19 protein-coding genes are annotated in these 20,440 nt (G+C 73.0%); 10 read left to right on the forward strand and 9 right to left on the reverse strand.

Features of this window, described 5'->3' with window-relative positions:
- The first annotated feature begins 25 nt into the window (after positions 1 to 25).
- Together K377_RS22560 and K377_RS22565 are read left to right on the forward strand one after the other, a co-directional pair.
- Complete coding sequence (locus tag K377_RS22560; protein WP_111665287.1) at positions 26 to 1,195, forward strand: acetyl-CoA acetyltransferase; 1,170 nt, start codon at positions 26 to 28, stop codon at positions 1,193 to 1,195.
- A gap of 117 nt (positions 1,196 to 1,312) precedes the next feature.
- Entirely contained in the window at positions 1,313 to 1,891 is a 579-nt protein-coding gene (locus tag K377_RS22565; protein WP_111665288.1) for a dihydrofolate reductase family protein, read from the forward strand.
- Positions 1,892 to 1,931: 40 nt separating this feature from the next.
- Here the strand turns inward: K377_RS22565 and K377_RS22570 are convergent, their stop codons facing one another.
- Positions 1,932 to 2,354: a hypothetical protein gene (locus K377_RS22570; RefSeq protein ID WP_111665289.1), complete on the reverse strand. Its 423-nt coding sequence runs from the start codon at positions 2,352 to 2,354 to the stop codon at positions 1,932 to 1,934.
- A 133-nt stretch (positions 2,355 to 2,487) separates the two neighbouring features.
- Between K377_RS22570 and K377_RS22575 the strand changes: the two genes are divergently transcribed.
- The gene (locus tag K377_RS22575; protein WP_111665290.1) at positions 2,488 to 3,165 is read left to right on the forward strand and encodes a pyridoxal 5'-phosphate synthase; all 678 of its coding nucleotides are present in this window, start codon (positions 2,488 to 2,490) and stop codon (positions 3,163 to 3,165) included.
- Between the two features lie 344 nt (positions 3,166 to 3,509).
- Here K377_RS22575 and K377_RS22580 read toward each other — a convergent pair whose 3' ends face one another.
- From K377_RS22580 to K377_RS22590, 3 genes are read right to left on the reverse strand one after another with little or no spacing between them, the layout of a single operon-like run.
- Positions 3,510 to 4,400, reverse strand: coding sequence for a GNAT family N-acetyltransferase (locus K377_RS22580; RefSeq protein ID WP_111665291.1), 891 nt, complete (start codon positions 4,398 to 4,400; stop codon positions 3,510 to 3,512).
- Positions 4,401 to 4,440: 40 nt separating this feature from the next.
- Complete coding sequence (locus K377_RS22585) at positions 4,441 to 4,863, reverse strand: Zn-ribbon domain-containing OB-fold protein (RefSeq protein ID WP_111665292.1); 423 nt, start codon at positions 4,861 to 4,863, stop codon at positions 4,441 to 4,443.
- A complete protein-coding gene (locus tag K377_RS22590; RefSeq protein WP_111665293.1) occupies positions 4,863 to 5,312 on the reverse strand; it encodes a DoxX family protein in 450 nt (149 codons plus the stop codon). The genes K377_RS22585 and K377_RS22590 overlap by 1 nt, the downstream gene beginning before the upstream one ends.
- A gap of 162 nt (positions 5,313 to 5,474) precedes the next feature.
- On the opposite strand from K377_RS22590, the gene K377_RS22595 reads away from it, so the two are divergent.
- The 5 genes from K377_RS22595 (at position 5,475) to K377_RS22615 (ending at position 12,986) form a co-directional block, all read left to right on the forward strand.
- Positions 5,475 to 6,632, forward strand: a complete 1,158-nt coding sequence (locus K377_RS22595; protein WP_111665294.1) for an NAD(P)/FAD-dependent oxidoreductase — start codon at positions 5,475 to 5,477, stop codon at positions 6,630 to 6,632.
- 657 nt (positions 6,633 to 7,289) lie between these two features.
- Positions 7,290 to 8,801, forward strand: coding sequence for an FAD-dependent oxidoreductase (locus K377_RS22600; protein ID WP_111665295.1), 1,512 nt, complete (start codon positions 7,290 to 7,292; stop codon positions 8,799 to 8,801).
- Positions 8,802 to 8,872: 71 nt separating this feature from the next.
- A complete protein-coding gene (locus tag K377_RS22605; protein WP_111665296.1) occupies positions 8,873 to 9,508 on the forward strand; it encodes a glyoxalase in 636 nt (211 codons plus the stop codon).
- Positions 9,509 to 9,719: 211 nt separating this feature from the next.
- Positions 9,720 to 11,942: an acetate--CoA ligase family protein gene (locus K377_RS22610; protein ID WP_111665297.1), complete on the forward strand. Its 2,223-nt coding sequence runs from the start codon at positions 9,720 to 9,722 to the stop codon at positions 11,940 to 11,942.
- 240 nt (positions 11,943 to 12,182) lie between these two features.
- Positions 12,183 to 12,986: an enoyl-CoA hydratase/isomerase family protein gene (locus tag K377_RS22615; RefSeq protein ID WP_111665298.1), complete on the forward strand. Its 804-nt coding sequence runs from the start codon at positions 12,183 to 12,185 to the stop codon at positions 12,984 to 12,986.
- Between the two features lie 22 nt (positions 12,987 to 13,008).
- Here the strand turns inward: K377_RS22615 and K377_RS22620 are convergent, their stop codons facing one another.
- Positions 13,009 to 13,488 (reverse strand): HPP family protein, encoded by a 480-nt coding sequence (locus K377_RS22620; RefSeq protein ID WP_111665299.1) that lies wholly within the window; start codon positions 13,486 to 13,488, stop codon positions 13,009 to 13,011.
- A gap of 128 nt (positions 13,489 to 13,616) precedes the next feature.
- Here K377_RS22620 and K377_RS22625 point away from each other — a divergent pair, with 128 nt between their 5' ends.
- A complete protein-coding gene (locus tag K377_RS22625; RefSeq protein WP_111665521.1) occupies positions 13,617 to 14,225 on the forward strand; it encodes a flavin reductase family protein in 609 nt (202 codons plus the stop codon).
- 334 nt (positions 14,226 to 14,559) lie between these two features.
- Here K377_RS22625 and K377_RS22630 read toward each other — a convergent pair whose 3' ends face one another.
- The gene (locus tag K377_RS22630; protein WP_111665300.1) at positions 14,560 to 15,867 is read right to left on the reverse strand and encodes an MFS transporter; all 1,308 of its coding nucleotides are present in this window, start codon (positions 15,865 to 15,867) and stop codon (positions 14,560 to 14,562) included.
- A 71-nt stretch (positions 15,868 to 15,938) separates the two neighbouring features.
- Between K377_RS22630 and K377_RS22635 the strand changes: the two genes are divergently transcribed.
- The gene (locus tag K377_RS22635) at positions 15,939 to 16,931 is read left to right on the forward strand and encodes a GlxA family transcriptional regulator (RefSeq protein WP_111665301.1); all 993 of its coding nucleotides are present in this window, start codon (positions 15,939 to 15,941) and stop codon (positions 16,929 to 16,931) included.
- A gap of 22 nt (positions 16,932 to 16,953) precedes the next feature.
- Here the strand turns inward: K377_RS22635 and K377_RS22640 are convergent, their stop codons facing one another.
- Genes K377_RS22640 through K377_RS22650 form a run of 3 tightly spaced genes read right to left on the reverse strand, consistent with a single transcriptional unit; the run spans position 16,954 to position 20,433 of the window.
- Positions 16,954 to 18,183 (reverse strand): MFS transporter, encoded by a 1,230-nt coding sequence (locus K377_RS22640; RefSeq protein WP_111665302.1) that lies wholly within the window; start codon positions 18,181 to 18,183, stop codon positions 16,954 to 16,956.
- Between the two features lie 19 nt (positions 18,184 to 18,202).
- On the reverse strand, positions 18,203 to 19,252 hold the full coding sequence (locus tag K377_RS22645) for an alcohol dehydrogenase catalytic domain-containing protein (RefSeq protein WP_111665303.1): 1,050 nt from the start codon (positions 19,250 to 19,252) through the stop codon (positions 18,203 to 18,205).
- Positions 19,249 to 20,433 carry an acyl-CoA dehydrogenase family protein gene (locus K377_RS22650; protein ID WP_111665522.1) on the reverse strand — a complete coding sequence of 395 codons (1,185 nt, stop codon included), beginning with the start codon at positions 20,431 to 20,433 and terminating at the stop codon, positions 19,249 to 19,251. Before K377_RS22650 ends, K377_RS22645 begins: the two co-directional genes overlap by 4 nt.
- Between the last annotated feature and the right edge of the window lie 7 nt (positions 20,434 to 20,440).

Consider the following 20,440-nt stretch of genomic DNA (forward strand, 5'->3'; position numbering starts at 1 on the left):
AGTTATCTGATGTACCGTCAGATTCATGACGGGCTCCCAGAACAAGGTCGCCATCACGGGCATCGCGCTCTCCGACTGCGGCCGGGTCGACGAGGCCACCCCCTACGCCCTGCACGCCCAGGCCGCCCGCCGCGCCCTGGCCGACGCGGGGCTCACCCCCGACGTCATCGACGGAGTCGCGAGCGCCGGGCTCGGCACGCTCGCACCGGTCGAGGTCGCCGAGTACCTGGGGCTCAAACCCCGCTGGGTGGACTCCACTTCGGTCGGCGGCTCCACCTGGGAGGTGATGGCGGCGCACGCGGCGGACGCCATCACCGCCGGGCACGCGCGCGCCGTCCTCCTGGTCTACGGCTCGACGGCCCGCGCCGACATCAAGGCCAGGCGGCGCACCTCGAACCTGTCCTTCGGCGCCCGCGGCCCGCTCCAGTTCGAGGTTCCGTACGGGCACACGCTCATCGCCAAGTACGCGATGGCGGCCCGCCGCCACATGCACGAGTACGGCACCACCCTGGACCAGCTCGCCCAGGTCGCGGTCCAGGCCCGGCAGAACGCGGCGGCGAACCCGGACGCGATGTTCCGCGACCCGATCACGGTCGACGAGGTGCTGGCCGGGCCGATGATCGCCGACCCGTTCACCAAGCTGCACTGCTGCATCCGCTCCGACGGCGGCGCGGCCGTGCTGATGGTCGCCGCGGACCTGGTGCCGGACTGCGCGACGGCCCCCGTCTGGATTCTCGGCACGGGCGAACACGTCTCGCACACCACGATGTCGGAGTGGGACGACTTCACGGTCTCCCCGGCGGCGGTGAGCGGCCGTCTCGCCTTCGAGCGGGCGGGGGTGTCACCGGCCGAGATCGACATCGCGGAGATCTACGACGCCTTCACGTACATGACGCTGGTGACCCTCGAAGACCTCGGTTTCTGCGCCAAGGGCGAGGGCGGCGCCTTCGTCGAGAAGGGGCGGCTGCTGCGCGACGGCGAGCTGCCGACGAACACGGACGGCGGCGGCCTGTCCGCCCAGCACCCCGGGATGCGCGGACTGTTCCTGCTGGTGGAGGCGGTGCGGCAGCTGCGCGGCGAGGCGGGCGGCCACCAGGTGCGCAGGCCCGACGGCTCACTGCCCGCCCTCGCCGTGGCCTCCGGAACGGGCGGCTGGTTCTGCTCGTCCGGAACGGTGGTGCTGGGCCGGGAGTGAGGGCCGGCGCACTCACCGATGAGTTTCTTTGTCGGCGGCGGTCATCATGGGCGTAGGAGCTGAGGATGCCGAGGCCCGCCAGACGGCGCGACCGGCCGAGAAACCAGGAGAAGCCCCATGCGTACGCTCATCAGCACCGCCTTCGTCTCCCTCGACGGCGTGATGGAGGCCCCCGGCGGAGAGAGCGGCTACCGCAACGCCGGCTGGACGTTCAAGGGCATCGACTTCGTGCCCGAGGCCTTCGAGATCAAGGGCCGCGAGCAGAAGGAGGCGTCGGCGATGCTGCTCGGCCGGGCCAGCTACGAGGCGTTCAGCCCGGTGTGGCCCGCCATGGAGGAGTTCGGCGACTACAAGAACCTCCCCAAGTACGTCGTCTCGACCACCCTCACCGACGACGCGCTGGTCTCCGGCTGGGGCCCGACCACGATCCTGCGGTCGCTCGACGACGTGGCCGCGCTGAAGGAGACCGAGGGCGGCCCGATCATCGTCCACGGCAGCATCGCCCTGAACCACGCCCTCTCCGACGCGGGCCTGATCGACCGCTACCACCTCCTGGTCTTCCCCGTCCTCCTCGGCGCGGGCAAGCGCCTGTTCAGCACCGCGGACCAGGACACCCGGAAGCTGAAGCTGGTGGAGCAGGCGGCTTATGCGAACGGGGTACAGATGCAGGTGTTCGATGTGGTGGGGGGCGCGTGACGCTCCGCGAGCGGCCGGTCCTGTCTGTCGCGCCGCCCGGTCAGCGGCGGCGGGACCTGGCCCGCTCGGCCTGACGGCGCAGGGCTTCCACGCGGGCCGTGTGCCGGCGCGGCGCGGCGAGCGGCCGGTTGGGGGCCACCGAGAAGGGGGCCGGGCGGGCTCCGGCGGCGTTCTCCTGACTGGCCGTGCGGGCCAGCCCCACTGACAGGAGGGTCACGACCAGCAGCAGAACCATGTCGACCCACACGACCCAGTTCCAGCCGTCCTTGCGGCTCGCCTCGTAGGGCACGGCGACGTCCACGAGGAGGAGGTAGACGAGGGCGAAGAACCGGACGCGCCTCTTCTTCGACGCCGCGTCCGCGAGGAGACAGACACCCACGACGAGAAGGAAGGGAATGTTCGCGTACCACTCCATCTGTGGCGCCAGCAGAACGAATATGAAGGTCGCGACAGCCGTGATCACTTGATACCCCCGTATCTCGGTCGACGGAACCGTAACACCGGCCGCCGACGGCCAAGTAGGCCTGAACGAAGGAAGATCGTCCGGCCCTGTGGCGAGCCCGACCCGTGACGGGCCTCCGAGGGACAATCGCCCCATGACCCCGGACCTCCCGCCCCGCCCCGACCTCGAAGCCCTGCTGCGTTCCCTGCGCGTCTGGGACACCGAGCTGCCCGCCTTCGACCCCGCGGCCGCGCCCGCCGAACCGCTCCCGCTGTTCGTGGAGTGGTTCGCGGCGGCCGTGGCGGCCGGGCAGACCGAGCCGCACACCCCCTCGCTCGCCACCAGCGACGCCGAGGGGCGGGCCGATGTCCGTACGGTGATGCTGCACGGCGCCGACGCGGCCGACGGCTGGACGTTCGCCTCGCACTCCGGCAGTGCCAAGGGCTGCCAGCTGGCCGCCCGCCCCTACGCCGCGCTCGGCTTCTACTGGCCGGTGCAGGGCCGGCAGGTCCGGGTCCGCGGCCCCGTCCGCACGGCGCCCTCCGCCGTGGCCCAGGCCGATCTGCACGCCCGCTCGACCGGAGCGCTCGCCGCTGCGCTGACCGGGCGGCAGAGTGAAGTGCTGCCTTCCCTGGCGGAGTTGGAACGGGAGTCGCAGGCCGCGTGGGAGCGGGCGGGGCACGAGCCGGACGCACCGGTGCCGTCCTGGACGGCGTACTCACTCCAGCCGGACGAGGTGGAGTTCTTCCAGGGGGACGCGCGCCGGCGCCACGTCCGCCTCAGGTACCGCCGCACCGACGATGCCTGGCGCAAGGAACTCTTGTGGCCGTGACCGACGCCGGGCGGGGTCCCGCACCCCTGGGTTGTTCTTCACGTGCGGCCCGGTGACCGCTTCTCGCGCAGTTCCCCGCGCCCCTGGGCCGTCCTCCGAGCGCGCCACCGTCGTGGCTGGCCGCGCAGTTCCCCGCGCCCCTGAGATGCGCACTTCGTGCGGCATCTCATCAAGAGAGGCGCACCCCGCGCGCGGCACCCGGGTGGAGAGTCGCGTCGGCGGTGCCTTCTCGGGAGGCGCGCCGGCGGCTGCCTCAGGGGAAGGCTGCGCGCAGCGCATGCCTTCAGGGGCGCGGGGAACTGCGCGGCCAGCCACGACGTGAGCCGCACTCGGCGACGAACCCGTCACACCCCCTCCGCGAAGGCCCAGACCGCGAAGTCACGGACCGGGCGGTAGCCGAGACGTTGGTAGAGGGCGTTGCTCGTTTCGTTGGCGAGGTCCGTGAAGAGGACCACCTCGTCGGCGCCGCCCGCCACCGCGGCCCGACTGACCTCGGCGGTGACGGCGGCACCGTAACCCCGCCCGCGCCGCTCCTCAGGCGTGAAGACAGGAGCCACCCGCACCGACCCCGCCGTCCGCCGCTGAACACCCGCGAGCGAGACCGGAGTGCCGTCGGGGGTCTCCCAGAGGGTGAGCCCGCCGTAGGAGAGGCGCCCCTCGATCACACCCGCGATGCGCTCGGCATCGGACTCGTCGCCGACGGCCTCGTGGAAGTCCTGGATCCAGCCGATGAGCAGCTCCAGGTCACCGGAGTCGGCCACCCGCGCCCGCCCGGCGGGGCCGGGCCGAGGCGGAGTGAGGGTGCCGAGCCGATAGAGGCGCTGCGCGAACCGCTGCTCGACGGCGCCCCCGGGACGCCGCCGTGCCCAGGCCCGGGCGACGGCCTCCGCCCCCTCGACAACACCGCCGACCCCCTTCGGCGCGGCACCGTCGAGCGCGGCGACCAGCCCCTCGGCGGCTTCCTCCCCCAGCGGGCTCACGGTCAGCGGATGCGGCGGCGTCCACAGGAAGCTGCCCGCCACCTGCCCGGCCCCGTCCCGCCACACGCCGAACCTCGCCTCCACCCCCTGGAAGCGTGCCTCGTCGGCGAGCAGCCCGGCGGTCACGGTCAGCTGAACGGTGTGCAGGGCCGGATCGGAGCGCAGATAGGGTCCGGCGGCTCGGTCGAACTCCCCAGGATCCGTGAAGAGTTCCCAGGTCCCGGCGGCAGCGTGGGCAGGTGCGAGGGGCGTCATCCGCTCATGATGGCGACGCCCGCGATCCCCCGCACCCGCATTAACCGCCCGCCACCGGCCGGAACACCGGCACCGTCACCCCGTCTTCACCGTCCCCGTCCGCGCGGAAGCAGACCTCCAGTTCCAGCCCCACCCGCAACGCGTCCTCCCCGCACTCCACCACCTCGGTCATCATCCGCGGCCCCTCGGCGAGATCGACGACGGCGGCGACGTACGGGGTCCGGGTGCCGAAGGGCGGCAGGTCGTTGCGGTGGACGACGGACCAGGTGTAGAGGGTGGCCCGGCCCGAGGCGGGCCGCCAGTGGACGTCCTCGCTCCAGCAGTACGGGCAGAACTCGCGCGGATAGTGGTGGCCGCGCCCGCACCCCGCGCAGTGCCGCAGCAGCAGGGTGCCCTCGGCGGCGGCCTCCCAGTAGGGCCGGGTGAAGGCGTCGACGTCGGGCAGGTCGTACCGCGTCCCCATCAGAACAGTCCGATCGCGTGGTCGAGCGACCAGGTCTGCCAGGACATCGCGAAGAGCGCGACGACCGAGATCAGCGCCATCATCGCGTTCTGCCCCTGCTCGGCCCAGTCGTGGATCATGAGCGTGAAGTAGAGGAGGTTCAGGAGCAGCCCGCCGACCAGCGCGACCGGGGTCAGGAACCCCAGCACCAGGCCGAGTCCCAGGGCGAGTTCGGCGTACACGACCACGTACGCCATGGTCCTCGGTCGCGGCTTCACGACGACGTCGAAGCCGCTGCGGACGGCGTTCCACCTGTGCTTGCCCGCGACGTCGGCGGCCCACGCGATCCCGGTGCCGCGCTCGAACCAGCCCTTCTTGTCCTTGTGCCGCCAGCTCTCCAGCCACCACAGGCCGAGCCCGATCCGCAGCACGGCGAGCCACTCGGCCCCACTGAGGCCCATCGCATTCATGAAGTCCGGCCCCTCCTCGCGTATCTGACGGTACGTCAGTTCACCGCATCCGGCACCCGCCCGCAAGGGCGCGGACGACCCCCGAAACCCCGTGATCAATCCGCAACCGGTTTCCTCTTTGACCGGACCCCATCAACCGGAACGTCGATCTACGCTCCGCTCATGACCGACGCCCACCCCACGCCGGCCCGCAGCCACGAACGCCCCCCGGTGTACGTCATCGGCGGCGGCCCGGGCGGCCTGGCCGCCGCCGCGAGCCTGAAGGCACACGGCGTACGCGCCGTCGTGCTGGAGAAGTCGGACCGTGTCGGGGCCTCCTGGCGCGCCCACTACGACCGGCTCCACCTGCACACCACGCGCCGCCTGTCCGCGCTGCCCGGCCTGCCCATCCCGCGCCGCTTCGGCCGCTGGGTCTCCCGCGACGACGTCGTGCGGTACCTGGAGAAGTACGCCGAGTTCCACGATCTGGAGGTGGTGACCGGCGTCGAGGTGACACGCGTCGAGCGCACCGCCGACGGCACGGGCTGGCACCTGCGGGCCACCGGCGGCCGCGAGCTGACGTCGAACGCCGTCGTCGTCGCCACCGGCTACAACCACACCCCGCGGCTGCCCGACTGGCCCGGCCGGGCGGAGTTCACCGGGCGGCTCCTGCACGCGAGCGAGTACCGCAACCCGGTCCCGTACGCCGGGCAGGACGTCCTCGTCGTCGGCGTCGGCAACACCGGCGCCGAGATCGCCGTCGACCTGACCGAGGGCGGCGCCGCCCGGGTCCGGCTCGCCGTGCGCACCGCCCCGCACATCGTGCGCCGCTCCACGCTCGGCTGGCCCGCCCAGCTCACCGGCATCCTCTGCCGCCGGCTGCCGGTGTCCCTGGTGGACCGGCTGGCCGAGCCGCTGGGGAAGCTGAGCGTCCCCGACCTCTCCGCCCACGGTCTGCCGCGCCCGGACACGGGGCTGTACTCGCGCGTGCGGGACGGGTCCATCCCGGTGCAGGACGTCGGGCTCATCGACGCCGTCCAGCGCGGGAAGGTCGAACCGGTCGGCGCCGTCGCGTCGTTCGACGGTGACACGGTGGTCCTCGCCGACGGCACCCGGCTCACCCCCGACACGGTGATCGCGGCGACCGGCTACCGCCAGGGCCTGGAGAATCTGGTCGGCCACCTCGACGGCGCCCTGGACCCGGCGACCGGCCGCCCTCGTACTCCGCATCCTCTGCCCGGTCTCTACTTCCAGGGCTACACGAATCCGATCTCCGGCATGTTCCGCGAAATGGCCCGCGACGCGGACCGCATCGGCAGGGCGGTGGCCAAACACGTCTGACCACCACCCGCGCCCCCCGACCGTGCGCGCCCCGGTGCCGCCCCCTCGCGCAGTTCCCCGCGCCCCTGGGCCGTCTCCCGGGCCCGCCACCGTCGTGGCTGATCGCGCAGTTCCCCGCGCCCCTAGGCAGTTCTTCACGCGCGCCACCGTCGTGGCTGGCCGCGCAGTTCCCCGCGCCCCTAGGTCGTTCTTCGAGCGCGCCACCGTCGTGGTTGCTCGCGCAGTTCCCCGCGCCCCTGAGATGCGCACTTCGTGCGCCATCTCATCAAGAGAGGCGCACCCCCGCTGGGTCACCAGAGAGGCGCGCCACCGCCGGGACATCAGAGACGCGCACCGTGGCCGCCTCATCGGGAGGCGCGCGGAGCGCAGCCTCGAGGGGAGGCGGCGCGAAGCGCATGCCTCAGGGGCGCGGGGAACTGCGCGACCAGCCACGACGGTGGCGCACCCGAGAGACAACCCGACAGGGGCGCGGGGAACTGCGCGAGAAGCGGCCACCGGGGCGCACACGACAAACAACCCCGGACCGCGGGGAACTGCCCGAGAAGCGGCCACCGGGTCGCAGACGAACGGCAACCCGGGGGAAGCCCCGCCGGTCGTCGCCCGATGTCCGGACCCCGGAAAACACCGGTCACCACGAGCGAGACGGAGTACAACGCAATGCCACGCGAAAGACACCCGCTCAACAAAGACCTCACCCGCCGCCACGCCCTCCTCGGCGGCGCGGCGGCCACCACCCTCCTGGCCACCGGCACAGGAACGGCCCGCGCCGCGGACACCCGGTCCGTAGATGTCGACGTCGACGTCGCCGTCATCGGCGGCGGCCTCGCCGGCCTCACGGCGGCCCGCGACCTGACCGCCGCCGGAAAGAAGGTCCTGGTCCTGGAGGCACGGGACCGCGTCGGCGGCCGGGTCGTGAACCTGAAGCTGCCGAACGGCGGCACCACGGAGGGCGGCGGCGAGTTCATCGGCCCCACCCAGGACCGGATCAGGGCCCTCGCCGACGACCTCGGGGTCGAGACGTTCCCGACGTACAACACGGGCAAGAACGTCCTCTACAAGGACGGCAAGCGCACCCCGTACGCCACCGACGGCCTCCTCGGCTCGGTCCCGCCGATCGACGCGGCGGGCCTCGCCAACGCCGCCGCCGTGCAGGCCCTGCTCGACGACATGGCGAAGAAGGTCCCGGTCGAGGCGCCCTGGACCGCGCCGAAGGCCGAGGAGTGGGACCGCCAGACCTTCGAGACCTGGCTGCGCGCCAACGCGGTGATCCCCTCCGCGCGCTTCCTCCTGGAAGTCGCCTGCACCTCGGTCTTCTCGGCGCAGCCGCGTGAACTCTCCCTGCTCTACGTCCTGTTCTACATCGCGAGCGCGGGCAACGAGTCGACGCCGGGCACCCTGGAGCGCCTCACGGAGACGGCGGACGGCGCGCAGGCCACCCGTTTCGTGGGCGGTTCGCAGCAGGTCCCGCTGAAGCTGGCGGCACGCCTGGGCGACACGGTCCGGCTCTCCTCGCCCGTGCGGAAGGTGACCCGGGGCGCAGGCGGCCGGTACACGGTCACGGCCGACGGCGTCACCGTCACCGCGAGCCGTGTCGTGGTCGCGGTCCCGCCGCCGCTCGCGGCCCGCATCGACTTCGACCCGCTGCTCCCGGCCGCCCGCGACCAGCTCGCCCAGCGGCTGCCGATGGGCTCGATCGGCAAGGCGATCGCGGTGTACGACACCCCGTTCTGGCGGGCGGACGGGCTCAACGGGCAGGTCGTCAGCGACACCGGCACCGTCCGTTCCTCCTTCGACAACTCGCCGCCCGACGGTTCCTACGGCGCGCTGATGGGCTTCATCGAGGCGGACCGGATGCGGGCGAACGACGGCCTGTCCGAGGCCGAGGTGAAGGCGGCGGTCCTGAAGGACTACGTGACGTACTTCGGCGACAAGGCGGCGAGCCCCACCGGCTTCGTCCTCCAGCGCTGGGACAACGAGGGCTTCTCGCGCGGCGGCCCGGTCGCCTACGCGCCGCCCGGCGTCCTCACCCAGTACGGCGCCGCGCTGCGCACGCCCGTGGGCGGGATCCACTGGGCGGGCACGGAGACGTCGGCGTACTGGTGCGGGTACATGGACGGCGCGGTGCGCTCCGGTGAGCGGGTGGCCAAGGAGGTGGCCGCGGCCCTGTAGCGGCCGGTCCCGGGACAACCGGTCAGGATTCGAGAAGCGGTGGCGGCCGTGCCCCGCCTAGCGTCTGAGGCATGGCAACCACCGCTTCCACCACAGCCCCCGTCGCCCTCACCTCCGTCACCCTGGAGGTGGCGGACGTCGAGGCCGCCACCGCCTTCTACAGCGCCTTCGGCGTGGACGCGTACGTACGCCTCCAGAAGTGCGAGGCGCCCGCCGACGGCTTCCGCGGCTTCACCCTGGCGCTCACGGTGTCCGGACCGGCCACCGTCGACGGTTTCGTCGGCGCCGCCGTGGACGCCGGCGCCACGGTCCTCAAGCCCGCCACCAAGTCCCTGTGGGGCTACGGCGGTGTGGTCCGGGCCCCCGACGGCACCATCTGGAAGATCGCGACCTCCGCGAAGAAGGACACCGGCCCGGCCACCCGCGAGATCGACGACTTCGTCCTGCTGCTCGGGGTGGAGGACGTGAAGGCGACCAAGCAGTTCTACGTCGAGCGGGGCCTGAGCGTGGCCAAGAGCTTCGGCGGCAAGTACGCCGAGTTCGCCCCCGGCGCCGGTCCCGTCAAGCTGGCGCTCTACAAGCGCCGCGGCCTGGCCAAGGACCTCGGTGTCACGGACGACGGCACGGGCGCGCACCACATCGTCGTGAACGGCACGGGCGCGTCCTTCACCGACCTGGACGGGTTCGTCTGGGAGGGCGGGAAGTGAAGCTCCGGTAGGGACTCCTCCCCCGCCGCACTGAGCGCCCCGCCCGCTGGGAAGAGTCTCCAGGAGCCGGCGAACCGCCCGCCCCACCCAGCCTTTGCGTGCAGCCCTGTTCCTGACGGAGCGTCAGTTCAGTAATCTGACAGTGCGTCAGTTACGGTCCGGAGCCTCGGGCCTCAGTCGTTGCTGTCACACAGGAGGAGCGGGCGGAGCGATGCTTGGATCGACGTACGGCACTCTGACCACCGACTCCCGCCGGGCCCGCGTGATCGCCTGCGGAGAGCAGCCCGGCCCCGCCGTGCACGGCAGGGCCGGTTCCGACGACGTGGACGTCAGCGGCCGTCCGCTGCACGCCGACGTGGTGGACCTGGACCGGTTCTTCCGGCCCGAGTCCGTCGCCGTCGTCGGCGCCTCGGACGCCGAGGGGCGGCCCAACACCGGGATCACCCGGCAGCTGATGGCCTGGGCCGAGCGGGTCGGCGCCCGCCTGTACCCGGTGCACCCGACCCGGGCGACCGTCTTCGGGCTGCCCTGCTCGGCGTCGGTCGCGGACCTGCCGGAGCAGGTGGACCTGGCGGTGCTGCTGATCGCCGATCCGCTGCCCGTCATCGAGCAACTGGCCGATACGAAGGTGAAGTTCGCGGTCGCCTTCGCCTCCGGGTTCGCCGAGACCGGCGAGGAGGGCGCCGCCGCGCAGGCCCGCCTCGCGACGGCGGTCGAACGCTCGGGGCTGCGGCTGCTCGGCCCGAACACCAACCTCAACGCCTTCGAGGAGTTCCGCGACGACCTCGAAGGACCGGCGATCGCGCTGATCACCCAGTCCGGCCACCAGGGCCGGCCCGTCTTCACCCTCCAGGAGCTGGGCATCCGGCTCTCGCACTGGGCACCCACGGGCAACGAGGCCGATCTGGAGACCTCCGACTTCATCTCGTACTTCGCCCAGCGGCCCGAGGTCGGCGCCATCGCCTGTTACGTGGAAGGGCTCAAGGACGGCCGTTCCTTCCTGCTCGCCGCGGACCGGGCGGCGCGCGAGGGGGTGCCGGTCGTCGCCGTGAAGGTGGGCCGCACCGAGACGGGCGCCCGCACCGCCGCCTCCCACACCGGGAAGCTGACCGGGGCGGACACGGTCGTGGACGCGGCCATGCGCCAGTTCGGCGTGATCCGGGTCGACGGTCTCGACGAACTCCAGGACACGGCCGCCCTGTTGGCCCGTGCCAGGCCGCCGAAGGCCGACGGCGTGGTCGTCTACTCCATCTCCGGCGGCACCGGCGCCCACTTCTCCGACCTCGCCACGGCGGCCGGGCTCACCCTCCCCGCCCTCTCCGCCGCCAAGCAGGCGGAGCTGCACCAGTGGATACCGGAGTACCTGAACGTCGCCAACCCCGTCGACAACGGCGGGCACCCGGTCGGCGACTGGCGCGGCCCGAAGATCATCGACGCGATCCTCGACGACCCGTCGGTGGGGGTGCTGATCTGTCCGATCACCGGCCCGTTCCCGCCGATGAGCGACAAGCTGGCGCAGGACCTGGTCGACGCGGCCGAGCGCACGGACAAGCTGATCTGCGTGGTGTGGGGCTCGCCGGTGGGCACCGAGCCGGCCTACCGGGAGACGCTGCTCGGCTCGTCCCGGGTCGCGACCTTCCGTACCTTCGGCAACTGCATCGGGGCCGTCCGCGCCTATCTCGACCACCACCGTTTCACGGCCCGCTACCGCTCCCCGTTCGAGGACGCCCCGCGCGGGCCCTCCCCCTCCTTCCGCAAGGCGCAGAACCTGATGCGGCCCGGGCACCAACTCAGCGAGCACGCGGCGAAGCAGCTGCTGCGCGCGTACGGGATCCGTGTCCCGCGCGAGCAGTTGGTGACCAGCGCCGCGGCGGCAGTCCGCGCGGCCTCCCAGGTCGGCTACCCGGTCGTCATGAAGGCGTCGGCGCCGCAGCTCGCCCACAAGTCCGAACTGGGCCTGGTGAAGGTGGGGTTGACCTCGGCCAGCCAGGTACGGGACGTCTACCGGGAGCTGACGGACATCGCGCGGTACGAGGGAATCGACTTGGACGGGGTCCTCGTCTGCCAGATGGTCGAGCGGGGCGTGGAGATGGTCGTCGGCGTCACCCACGACGAACTGTTCGGGCCGACCGTGACGGTGGGGCTCGGCGGGGTGCTGGTCGAGGTGTTGCGGGACACCGCGGTGCGGGTGCCGCCGTTCGGCGAGGACCAGGCTCGGGCGCTGCTCGACGAGTTGCGGGGGCGGGCGCTTCTCGACGGGGTCCGGGGGGCGCCTCCGGCGGACATCGACGCCTTGGTGGAGGTCGTCCTACGGGTGCAGCGCATGGCTCTGGAACTCGGCTCCGACCTGGCCGAACTGGACATCAACCCGCTGATGGTGCTGCCACGCGGGCAGGGCGCCGTGGCGCTGGACGCCTTGGCGGTGTGCCGGTGACAGCACCCCGTCCTGCGGGCGCGCCACCGTCGTGGCTGATCGCGCAGTTCCCCGCGCCCCTGAGGCATGCGCTGCGCGCAGCCTCCCCTACAGAGGCTGCGGCCCCGCCGCGCCTCTGTCGTTGATGAGATGGCGCACGAAGTGCGCATCTCAGGGGCGCGGGGAACTGCGCGAGAAGCGGCCACCGGCCCGCGGACGAAGGCCCCACCCCATCCGACCCGCACCTGAAACGGACCCCGCATGACAGACGTACCCCTGGACCGACAGGTACTGCACCGCGTCGAGAACGGCGTCTCCTGGATCACCCTCAACCGGCCGGAGGCCATGAACGCCGTCACCTGGGACCAACGAGAACGCGTCATCGCGCTGCTCGAAGAAGCCACCACCACCCCCACCACCCGCGCGGTGGTCGTCACCGCCACAGGAAAGGGCTTCTGCGCGGGCGCCGACCTACGAGGCGCCCCCACCACAACCGACCGCATCCCCGGCGACGTGGCCCGCACCATCCGACAGGGCGCCCAGCGCCTCATCGCCGCGATCCTCGACTGCGAGAAACCGGTGATCGCCGCCGTCAACGGCACCGCAGCCGGCATAGGCGCCCACCTGGCGCTGGCCTGCGACCTGGTCCTGGCGGCGGAGTCGGCGCGGTTCATCGAGGTGTTCGCCCGCCGCGGCCTGGTCCCGGACGGCGGCGGCGCCTACCTGCTCCCCCGCCTGATCGGCCCCCAGCGCGCCAAGGAGCTGATGTTCTTCGGCGACGCGGTCCCGGCCACCGAGGCCCAAGCCCTCGGCCTGGTCAACCGTGTCGTCCCGGACGCCGACCTGGCCAAGACGGCCCGCGAGTGGGCCGAACGCCTCGCCACGGGCCCGACCCGCGCCCTCGCCCTCACCAAGCACCTGGTGAACGCCTCCCTGGACAGCGACCGCGCGACCGCGTTCGCGGCGGAGGCGACGGCCCAGGAGATCAACATGACGACGCGGGACGCGCAGGAGGGCGTGGCGAGTTTCGTGGAGCGGCGCTCACCCACGTACGAGGGCAGGTGAACCAGGGCTCCCCGCCCCTCGGTCACCAGGCCAGCGGATACCGCACCGCGTGGCCCCCGATGCGCCCCGGCAGCATCCCGATGGCCACGAGCAGCACGGTGGCGAGCGCGAGCAGCGGCAGGAACGGCCACGGGGACGGCCCCTGAAGCACCACGATCACGGCGGTCGCGGCGGCCGGCGAGTGCGACAGGTGGGTCAGCATCATCGCGCCCAGCGAGAGCCCGGCCGCGACGGCGGCGCCCCAGGTGGTGCTGCCGGTCACCGCGTGGGTGGCGAAGCCGACGCAGGCGGCGAGGAGCTGGCCGCCGACGAGGTTGCGCGGCTGGGAGATCGGCAGCCCCGGAGCACCGTGCACCAGGGCGGCGCTGGCCGCGAGCGGCGGGATCAGCAACGGCTGGTGGAGCAGGACCCCGACCCCGGCCAGGAGCAGCAGCGCCCCGATCGCGAAGGTGGTGGCGCGCAGGGCGTGCAGGGGGTGCGGGCGGGGCGTCGGGGTGCTCACTCGGGTACTCCGTGCAGGTCGGGCGGGTCCCGGCGAGCATAAACAAACTGTTGATTGAAACTGGAATCTCTTGCCTCTCCGGCACACCCCTTCCTATCTGACGGTCCGTCAGCTTCAATGTCGCCATGATGGGACACGCAGGAATGGCGGCCACCGTCGTCCGGTACCTCAGGTCCGTCGGCTCCCCCACCTCGTCCGGGCCCGTGGAGGCGCTGCCCCGCCCGGATCTGCGCGCCGTCGGCGACGACGAGCGGGCGCCGGTCGACCCGGCCGAGTTCCGCCGGGTGCTCGGCACCTTCGCGAGCGGCGTCACGGTGATCACGGCGACCGGCCCGGACGGCCCGGCGGGTTTCGCCTGCCAGTCCTTCGCCTCGCTCTCCCTGGATCCGCCGCTGGTGGCGTTCATGGTGGCCCGTACGTCGACGACGTGGCCTCGCATCGCCCGCGCGGGCACCTTCTGCGTGAACGTCCTCGCCGCCGAGCAGAGCGAGCTGTGCCGGGGGTTCGCGGTGAGCGGGGCCGACAAGTTCGCGGGGGTGTCCTACGACGCGGCACCGGTCTCCGGCTCGCCCCGCATCGACGGCGCCGCGGCCTGGATCGACTGCACGATCCACGCCGTGCACACCGGGGGCGACCACCTGATCGTGGTGGGCCGCATCACGGCCCTGTCCGCCCCCACACCCCCCGTCTCCCCGCTCCTCTTCCACCGGGGCCACTTCGCCACCCTGGAGGACTGACGACCGGTGCCCGCTTCTCACGCAGCGGTTCGTCAAGCTCGCCACCGTCGTGGCTGGTCGCGCAGTTCCCCGCGCCCCTGAGATGCGCACTGCGTGCGCCATCTCATCAACAGAGGCGCACCCCGCGCGGCACCCCGGTGGAGAGGCGCGCCACCCCTGCCCCCATCGGGAGACGCGCGGAGCGCAGCCTCAAGGGGAAGGCGCGCGAAGCGCATGCCTTCAGGGGCGCGGGGAACCGCGCGAGAAGCGGCCACCGGCCCGCACCCAACGAACAACCCAGGGGCGCGGGGAACTGCGCGCCCCGCCACGACGAGAGCCGCGCCCCACCACGGCCTCAGGCGGCAGCCACCCGCGCCCCGGCCCCCCGGCGAATCACCAGCGCCATCAGCGCAGCGGCCGCGCACAGGCCCCCCGACGCGTACCACACCACGTCGTACGACCCGAAGACGTCCCGGGCGACCCCGCCCAGGAAGGCCACCACGGCGGCCCCCACCTGGTGCGAGGCAAGCACCCAGCCGAACACGATCGCGCTGTCCTCCCCGTAGTGCTCCCGGCACAGGGCGATGGTGGGCGGCACCGTGGCCACCCAGTCCAGGCCGTAGAACACGATGAAGAACAGCATCGGCGGATGGACGGACGGCGCGAGCAGCATCGGCAGGAAGATCAGGGAGACCCCGCGCAGGGCGTAGTACACGGCGAGCAGCCGCCGCGCCTCGAAGCGGTCCGTGAACCAGCCCGAAGCGATCGTCCCGGCCACGTCGAACACCCCGATGACGGCGAGCAGCGACGCCGCCGCGGTCACCGGCATCCCGTGATCGTGCGCGGCGGGCACGAAGTGCGTCTTGACCAGCCCGTTCGTGGAGGCGCCACAGATCGCGAAGGTGCCGGCGAGCAGCCAGAACGGCCCGGTCCTGGCCGCCTTGAGGAGCACCGTCACGGCCCGCCGCGCGGCCCCCGTCACCGGCGCGGGCTTCGGCACGAACGCCTCGGCCCCGTACGGACGCACCCCCACGTCGGCCGGATGGTCGCGCAGCAGCAGCCACACGAACGGCACCACGGCGAGGGCCGACAGCGCGACGGTGACCGCGGCGGGCCGCCAGTCGTGCTTCTCGACGATCCAGGAGAGCAGCGGCAGGAAGACCAGCTGCCCGGAGGCGCCGGCCGCGGTGAGGATGCCGGTGACGAGACCGCGCCGGGCGACGAACCACCGGTTGGTGACGGTGGCGGCGAAGGCCAGCGCCATCGAACCGCTGCCCAGTCCGACCAGCACGCCCCAGAACAGCACGAGCTGCCAGGCCGCCGTCATCCATACGGTGAGCAGCGAGCCGAGCGCGATGACGCTCAGCGCGACCGCCACGACCTTGCGTATGCCGAAGCGGTCCATGAGCGCGGCGGCGAACGGCGCGGTGAGCCCGTACAGCGCGAGGTTCACGGACACGGCGAAGCCGATGGTGCCGCGCGACCAGTGGAACTCGGTGTGCAGCGGCTCGATGAGCAGGCCCGGCAGCGAGGCGAAGGCGGCGGCCCCGATGATCGTCACGAAGGTGACCGCGGCGGCGGCCCAGGCCCAGCGGGAGCCCGGCCGTCCGGCGGCGGCCCCGGTGGGGGTGTCGAGGGGTTCGGAAGTCTGCGTCGTGGTCACGACAGACAGCTTCGGGCACCGGATCCGGCCGGAACAGTGGCCCGAATGACAGGCTTCGCTAGAATCGGGCCATGACCGCCACCGCCGCACCGACCCCCCGGCACCGCGTCGTCGTGCTCGCCCTCGACGGCGTGATCCCCTTCGAGCTCGGCATCCCGCAGCGGATCTTCGGCCGCGCCCGCGGTTCCTCCGGCGAGGAGCTGTACGAGGTGCAGACCTGCGGGGTCCGGTCGGCCGGGCCGGTCGAGACGGACGCGGACTTCTCGATCCTGGTCGAGCGCGGCCCCGAGGCGCTGGCGGAGGCGGACACGGTGCTGGTCCCGGCCTCGTACGAGCTGGGCCCGGTGTACGAGGAGGGGCGGCTGCCCCCCGATCTCGCGGCGGCGCTGGCCCGGATCCGGCCCGGGACCCGGCTGGTCTCCATCTGCACCGGCAGCTGGGTGCTGGCCGCGGCGGGGCTGCTCGACGGGCGGCCCGCGACCACGCACTGGGCGGACGCCGACGAGTTCCAGCGGATGTTCCCCTCGGTGCGGGTCGACCCCGATGTGCTGTTCATCGACGACGGCGACGTCCTGACCTCGGCGGGGGTCGCGGCCGGGATCGATCTGTGCCTGCACATCGTGCGCCGCGACCACGGCGCGGCCGTCGCCAACGACGTGGCACGGCGCACTGTCGTTCCGCCGCATCGGGACGGCGGGCAGGCCCAGTACATCGAACGGCCGGTGCCCGAGCCTCAGTTGGCGACCACCGTCGCGGCCCGCGCGTGGGCGCTGGCCCATCTCCACGAGCCGATCCAGTTGCGCGACATGGCCGAGCAGGAGGCCATGTCGGTGCGTACGTTCACCCGGCGCTTCCGGGAGGAGGCCGGGGTCAGTCCCGGTCAGTGGCTCACGCGCCAACGCGTGGAGCGTGCCCGCCAGTTGCTGGAGTCCTCGTCGCTCTCCATCGACCAGGTCGCCGCCGAATCGGGATTCGGCACCGCCCAGTCCATGCGCCAGCACCTCCAGTCCGCCCTGGGAGTGACCCCCACCACCTACCGCCGCACCTTCCGCGCCACGAACTGACCGGGCGGGGAGGCCGCCTGCCTCAAGGGCGCGGGGAACTCCGCGAGAAGCTCCGCCGACCGCGGCTCGGGGACGGCGCCTCGCCCGGCACACGCGCCCGCCGCTCCCCCAAGAACCCCACGGTCCCGAGCACCACGGTCACCCCCACGCCCGCAAGCACCGCCCCACCGGGCGACACCACCCGCAGCAGCGCCCCCGCCAGCGACCCGGTCCCCGCGTACCCGGCCCCCACGGCCGCGTACATGACGGAGTACCCCGCCGCGAGCGCCCCCGACGGCAGCACCTCCCGCAGCATCAGGTTCCGCGTCAGCATCGCCCCGGCCTGGAGCACCCCGGCCACCACGAGCCCCGCCGCGATCACCCCCGCCCACGGCACGAGCGCGATCCCGGCCACACACCCCGAGACCCCGAGCACCAGCACGAGGCCCTGCGTCGCCAGCCGCCCCGGCCACGCCCGCAGCCCGTACACGAACGCCCCGACGGCCGACCCGGCCGAGAACCCGGCGAGCAGCGGCCCGGCCAGACCCACTCCGATGCCCCGCTGCTCCAGCAGCGCGGGCAGGATCAGCTCGGCCATGGCGAGCAGCGACATGCTCGCCGCGCCGGTGACGTACACGGGCCAGGCCCGCAGCAACACCCGCACGCCGGGCCGCTGTTCACCGCCGGAGGCGGGTGCCCAGCCGACGGGCAGCAGCCACAGCCCCGGCACCGAGAGCGCCATGAGCCCGCAGGCCACCATCAGCGGCACCCACGGCGCCACGGACAGCGCGAGCCCCGCCGTCACCGCGGGGGCCAGCGCCCACACCCCGAAGGAGAGCACGGACTCGAACGACATCGCCTGCCGGACGGCCCGCTCCGGCGCGAGGCCGGTGAGCAGCGCCCGCAGCGCGCCCGGCGCGGCCCCGGGCGCCGCCCCGGCGACGAAGGCGAACACCCAGAGCAGCCAGGGCGGCGCCCCGTGCAGCGCCCCGAGCGCGCCGAACCCGCACGCGCCCACCACGAGCCCGGCCGCCAGCTGGGGTCTGGCGCGCTCGGCCCGCATCCGCATGCCGAGCAGCGGCGCTCCGACGATCTCGCCGATCACATAGCCGGCGGCGAGCACCGCGCCCAGCGTGTAGCCGCCGGGCCGTTCCCGTACGAGGAAGACGAGCGCGAGCGGCGCCATGGCGACCGGCATCCGCGCGCAGACGGCGACGAGCGCCCAGGACAGGACCGAGGTGCCTGACCCGCGGAACAGCAGTCGATAACTCATGCCCCGACCGTAGAGGCACTCAGAACGTCAGCACCCCCCGAGCCACCCGGCCCGCCTCCGCGTCGGCCACCGCCTTGCCGAAGTCCTCCACCGGGTAGGTCTGCGTCACCAACTCGTCCAGCAGCAGGCGCCCTTCGGCGTACAGGTCGGCGTACAGCCGGATGTCGCGCTGCGGCCGTGACGACCCGTACCGGCACCCCAGCACGGACTTGTCCAGGAAGAGGGCGGCGGGCACGAACGACGCCTCGGCGTCGGCGGCCGGCATCCCGAGGAGCACGGCCTGCCCGTGCCGGTCGAGGAGATCGATGGCGGCCCGCACCAGCTCCACCCGCCCCACGCACTCGAAGACGTGGTCGGCCCCGTCGGGCAGCACCTCGCGCACGGCGCCCACGTCGGTCAGGAACTCGGTGGCGCCGAACTGCCGCGCGACCTCCTCCTTCGCCGGGTTGGAGTCGACGGCGACGATGCGCAGGGCCCCCGCGATCCGGGCCCCTTGCAGCACGTTGAGCCCGACCCCGCCGGTCCCGATGACGACGACGGAGTCCCCGCGGTCGACCCGCGCCCGGTTGAGCACGGCGCCGACCCCGGTCAGCACCCCGCACCCGATCAGCGCGGCGGAGGTCAACGGGATCTCCGGCGGGATCTTGACGGCCTGGACAGCCTTCACCACGGTCCGTTCGGCGAACGCGGAGTTCGACGCGAACTGGTACAGCGGCTCACCGCCTCGCGAGAACGGCTGCTGCGGCATCCCGATGGCCCGCCGGCACATCGTCGGCCGCCCCCGGTCGCACTCGGCGCAGGTGCCGCAGTTGGCGAGGGTGGAGAGCGAGACATGGTCGCCGGGCACCACATGGGTCACCCCCGCGCCCACGGCCGCCACCACCCCGGCCCCCTCGTGCCCGAGCACGACCGGCCTCGGGAACGGGATGGTCCCGTCGATCACCGACAGGTCGCTGTGGCACAGCCCGGCAGCGGCGACGTCCACCAGCACCTCCCCGGGTCCCGGGTCCCGTATCTCCAGGTCGTCGACCACGACGGTCTGTCGGCCGTCGAACACCACACCCCTCACAACGCCTCCCTGGGCAGGCCGAGCACGCGCTCGGCGATGATCGTGCGCTGGATCTCGTCCGAGCCGCCGTAGATCGTGTCGGCCCGGCTGAACAGGAACAGCCGCTGCTGCTCGTCGAGTTGGTACGGCGCGCCGGGCGCCCAGTCGTGCGGCCCGGCGGCCGCGGCGGCGCCCCGCACCCGCAGCGCCAGCTCCCCGAGCCGCTGGTGCCAGCCGCCCCACAGCAGCTTCGCGACGCTCGGGGCGCCCGCGTCCTCGGCGCCGCCGAGGGTGCGCAGCGCATTCCACCGCATGGTCCGCAGCTCGGCCCAGAGCCGTACGAGCCGGTCCGCGAGCACGGGGTCCCGCACCGCGCCGGAGGCGACCGCGTCGCGTACGACGGTGTTCAACTCCTCCTGGAAGCCGACCTGCTGGGCCAGCGTGGACACCCCGCGCTCGAAGCCGAGCAGCCCCATGGCGACCCGCCAGCCGTTGCCCTCGCCGCCCACGACGTCGGCGGCGACGGCTCCGTCGAAGAACACCTCGTTGAACTCGCTGGTGCCGGTGAGCTGCTGGATGGGCCGTACGTCGATGTGGCCGGGCTGGTCCATGGGGACCAGGAGGAAGGACAGCCCGTGGTGGCGCCGCGAGCCCGGTTCGGTCCTGGCGAGCACGAAGCACCAGTCGGCCTGGTGCGCGAGGGACGTCCACACCTTCTGGCCGCTGACCCGCCACCGCCCGTCGCCGTCCCGCGCGGCCGAGGTGCGCAGCGAGGCGAGGTCGGAGCCCGCGCCGGGCTCGCTGTAGCCCTGGCACCACAGCTCCTCGCCGCGCGCGATCGGCGGCAGATACCGCTGCCGCTGTTCCCGGGTCCCGTGGGCGAGCAGCGTGGGGGCGAGCAGGTTCTCGCCGATGTGCCCGTAGCGGCCCGGGGCGCGCACGCGCGCGTACTCCTCGGCCCACACCACCTGCTGGGTGAGGGTCGCGACCCGGTTGCCGTAGCCGCCCTCGCGCCAGCCGAGCCCGATCCAGCCGCCGGAGCCCAACTCCTTCTCCCAGGCGCGCCGTTCACCGGCCGCCTCGTGCTCACTGCCCGGCCCGCCGCGCCCGGCGATCCCGGGATGTGCCCGGATGTGCTCGGCCAGCCAGGCCCGCGCCTCGCTCCGGAAGGTCTCGTCCTCGTCCCCGAACCCGAACTCCACGCCCGCC

Origin of the sequence: Streptomyces sp. PsTaAH-137 (genome assembly GCF_003259365.1) — a bacterium.
Classification (GTDB): Bacteria; Actinomycetota; Actinomycetes; order Streptomycetales; family Streptomycetaceae; genus Streptomyces.

Bases quoted from the DNA above. Each gene is read 5' to 3' on its own strand.
- K377_RS22560 (WP_111665287.1), top strand. From the start codon at position 26: ATGACGGGCTCCCAGAACAAGGTCGCCATCACGGGCATCGCGCTCTCC.
- K377_RS22565 (WP_111665288.1), top strand. From the start codon at position 1,313: ATGCGTACGCTCATCAGCACCGCCTTCGTCTCCCTCGACGGCGTGATG.
- K377_RS22575 (WP_111665290.1), top strand. From the start codon at position 2,488: ATGACCCCGGACCTCCCGCCCCGCCCCGACCTCGAAGCCCTGCTGCGT.
- K377_RS22580 (WP_111665291.1), bottom strand. From the start codon at position 4,400: ATGACGCCCCTCGCACCTGCCCACGCTGCCGCCGGGACCTGGGAACTC.
- K377_RS22585 (WP_111665292.1), bottom strand. From the start codon at position 4,863: ATGGGGACGCGGTACGACCTGCCCGACGTCGACGCCTTCACCCGGCCC.
- K377_RS22590 (WP_111665293.1), bottom strand. From the start codon at position 5,312: ATGAATGCGATGGGCCTCAGTGGGGCCGAGTGGCTCGCCGTGCTGCGG.
- K377_RS22595 (WP_111665294.1), top strand. From the start codon at position 5,475: ATGACCGACGCCCACCCCACGCCGGCCCGCAGCCACGAACGCCCCCCG.
- K377_RS22600 (WP_111665295.1), top strand. From the start codon at position 7,290: ATGCCACGCGAAAGACACCCGCTCAACAAAGACCTCACCCGCCGCCAC.
- K377_RS22605 (WP_111665296.1), top strand. From the start codon at position 8,873: ATGGCAACCACCGCTTCCACCACAGCCCCCGTCGCCCTCACCTCCGTC.
- K377_RS22610 (WP_111665297.1), top strand. From the start codon at position 9,720: ATGCTTGGATCGACGTACGGCACTCTGACCACCGACTCCCGCCGGGCC.
- K377_RS22615 (WP_111665298.1), top strand. From the start codon at position 12,183: ATGACAGACGTACCCCTGGACCGACAGGTACTGCACCGCGTCGAGAAC.
- K377_RS22625 (WP_111665521.1), top strand. From the start codon at position 13,617: ATGGGACACGCAGGAATGGCGGCCACCGTCGTCCGGTACCTCAGGTCC.
- K377_RS22635 (WP_111665301.1), top strand. From the start codon at position 15,939: ATGACCGCCACCGCCGCACCGACCCCCCGGCACCGCGTCGTCGTGCTC.
- K377_RS22640 (WP_111665302.1), bottom strand. From the start codon at position 18,183: ATGAGTTATCGACTGCTGTTCCGCGGGTCAGGCACCTCGGTCCTGTCC.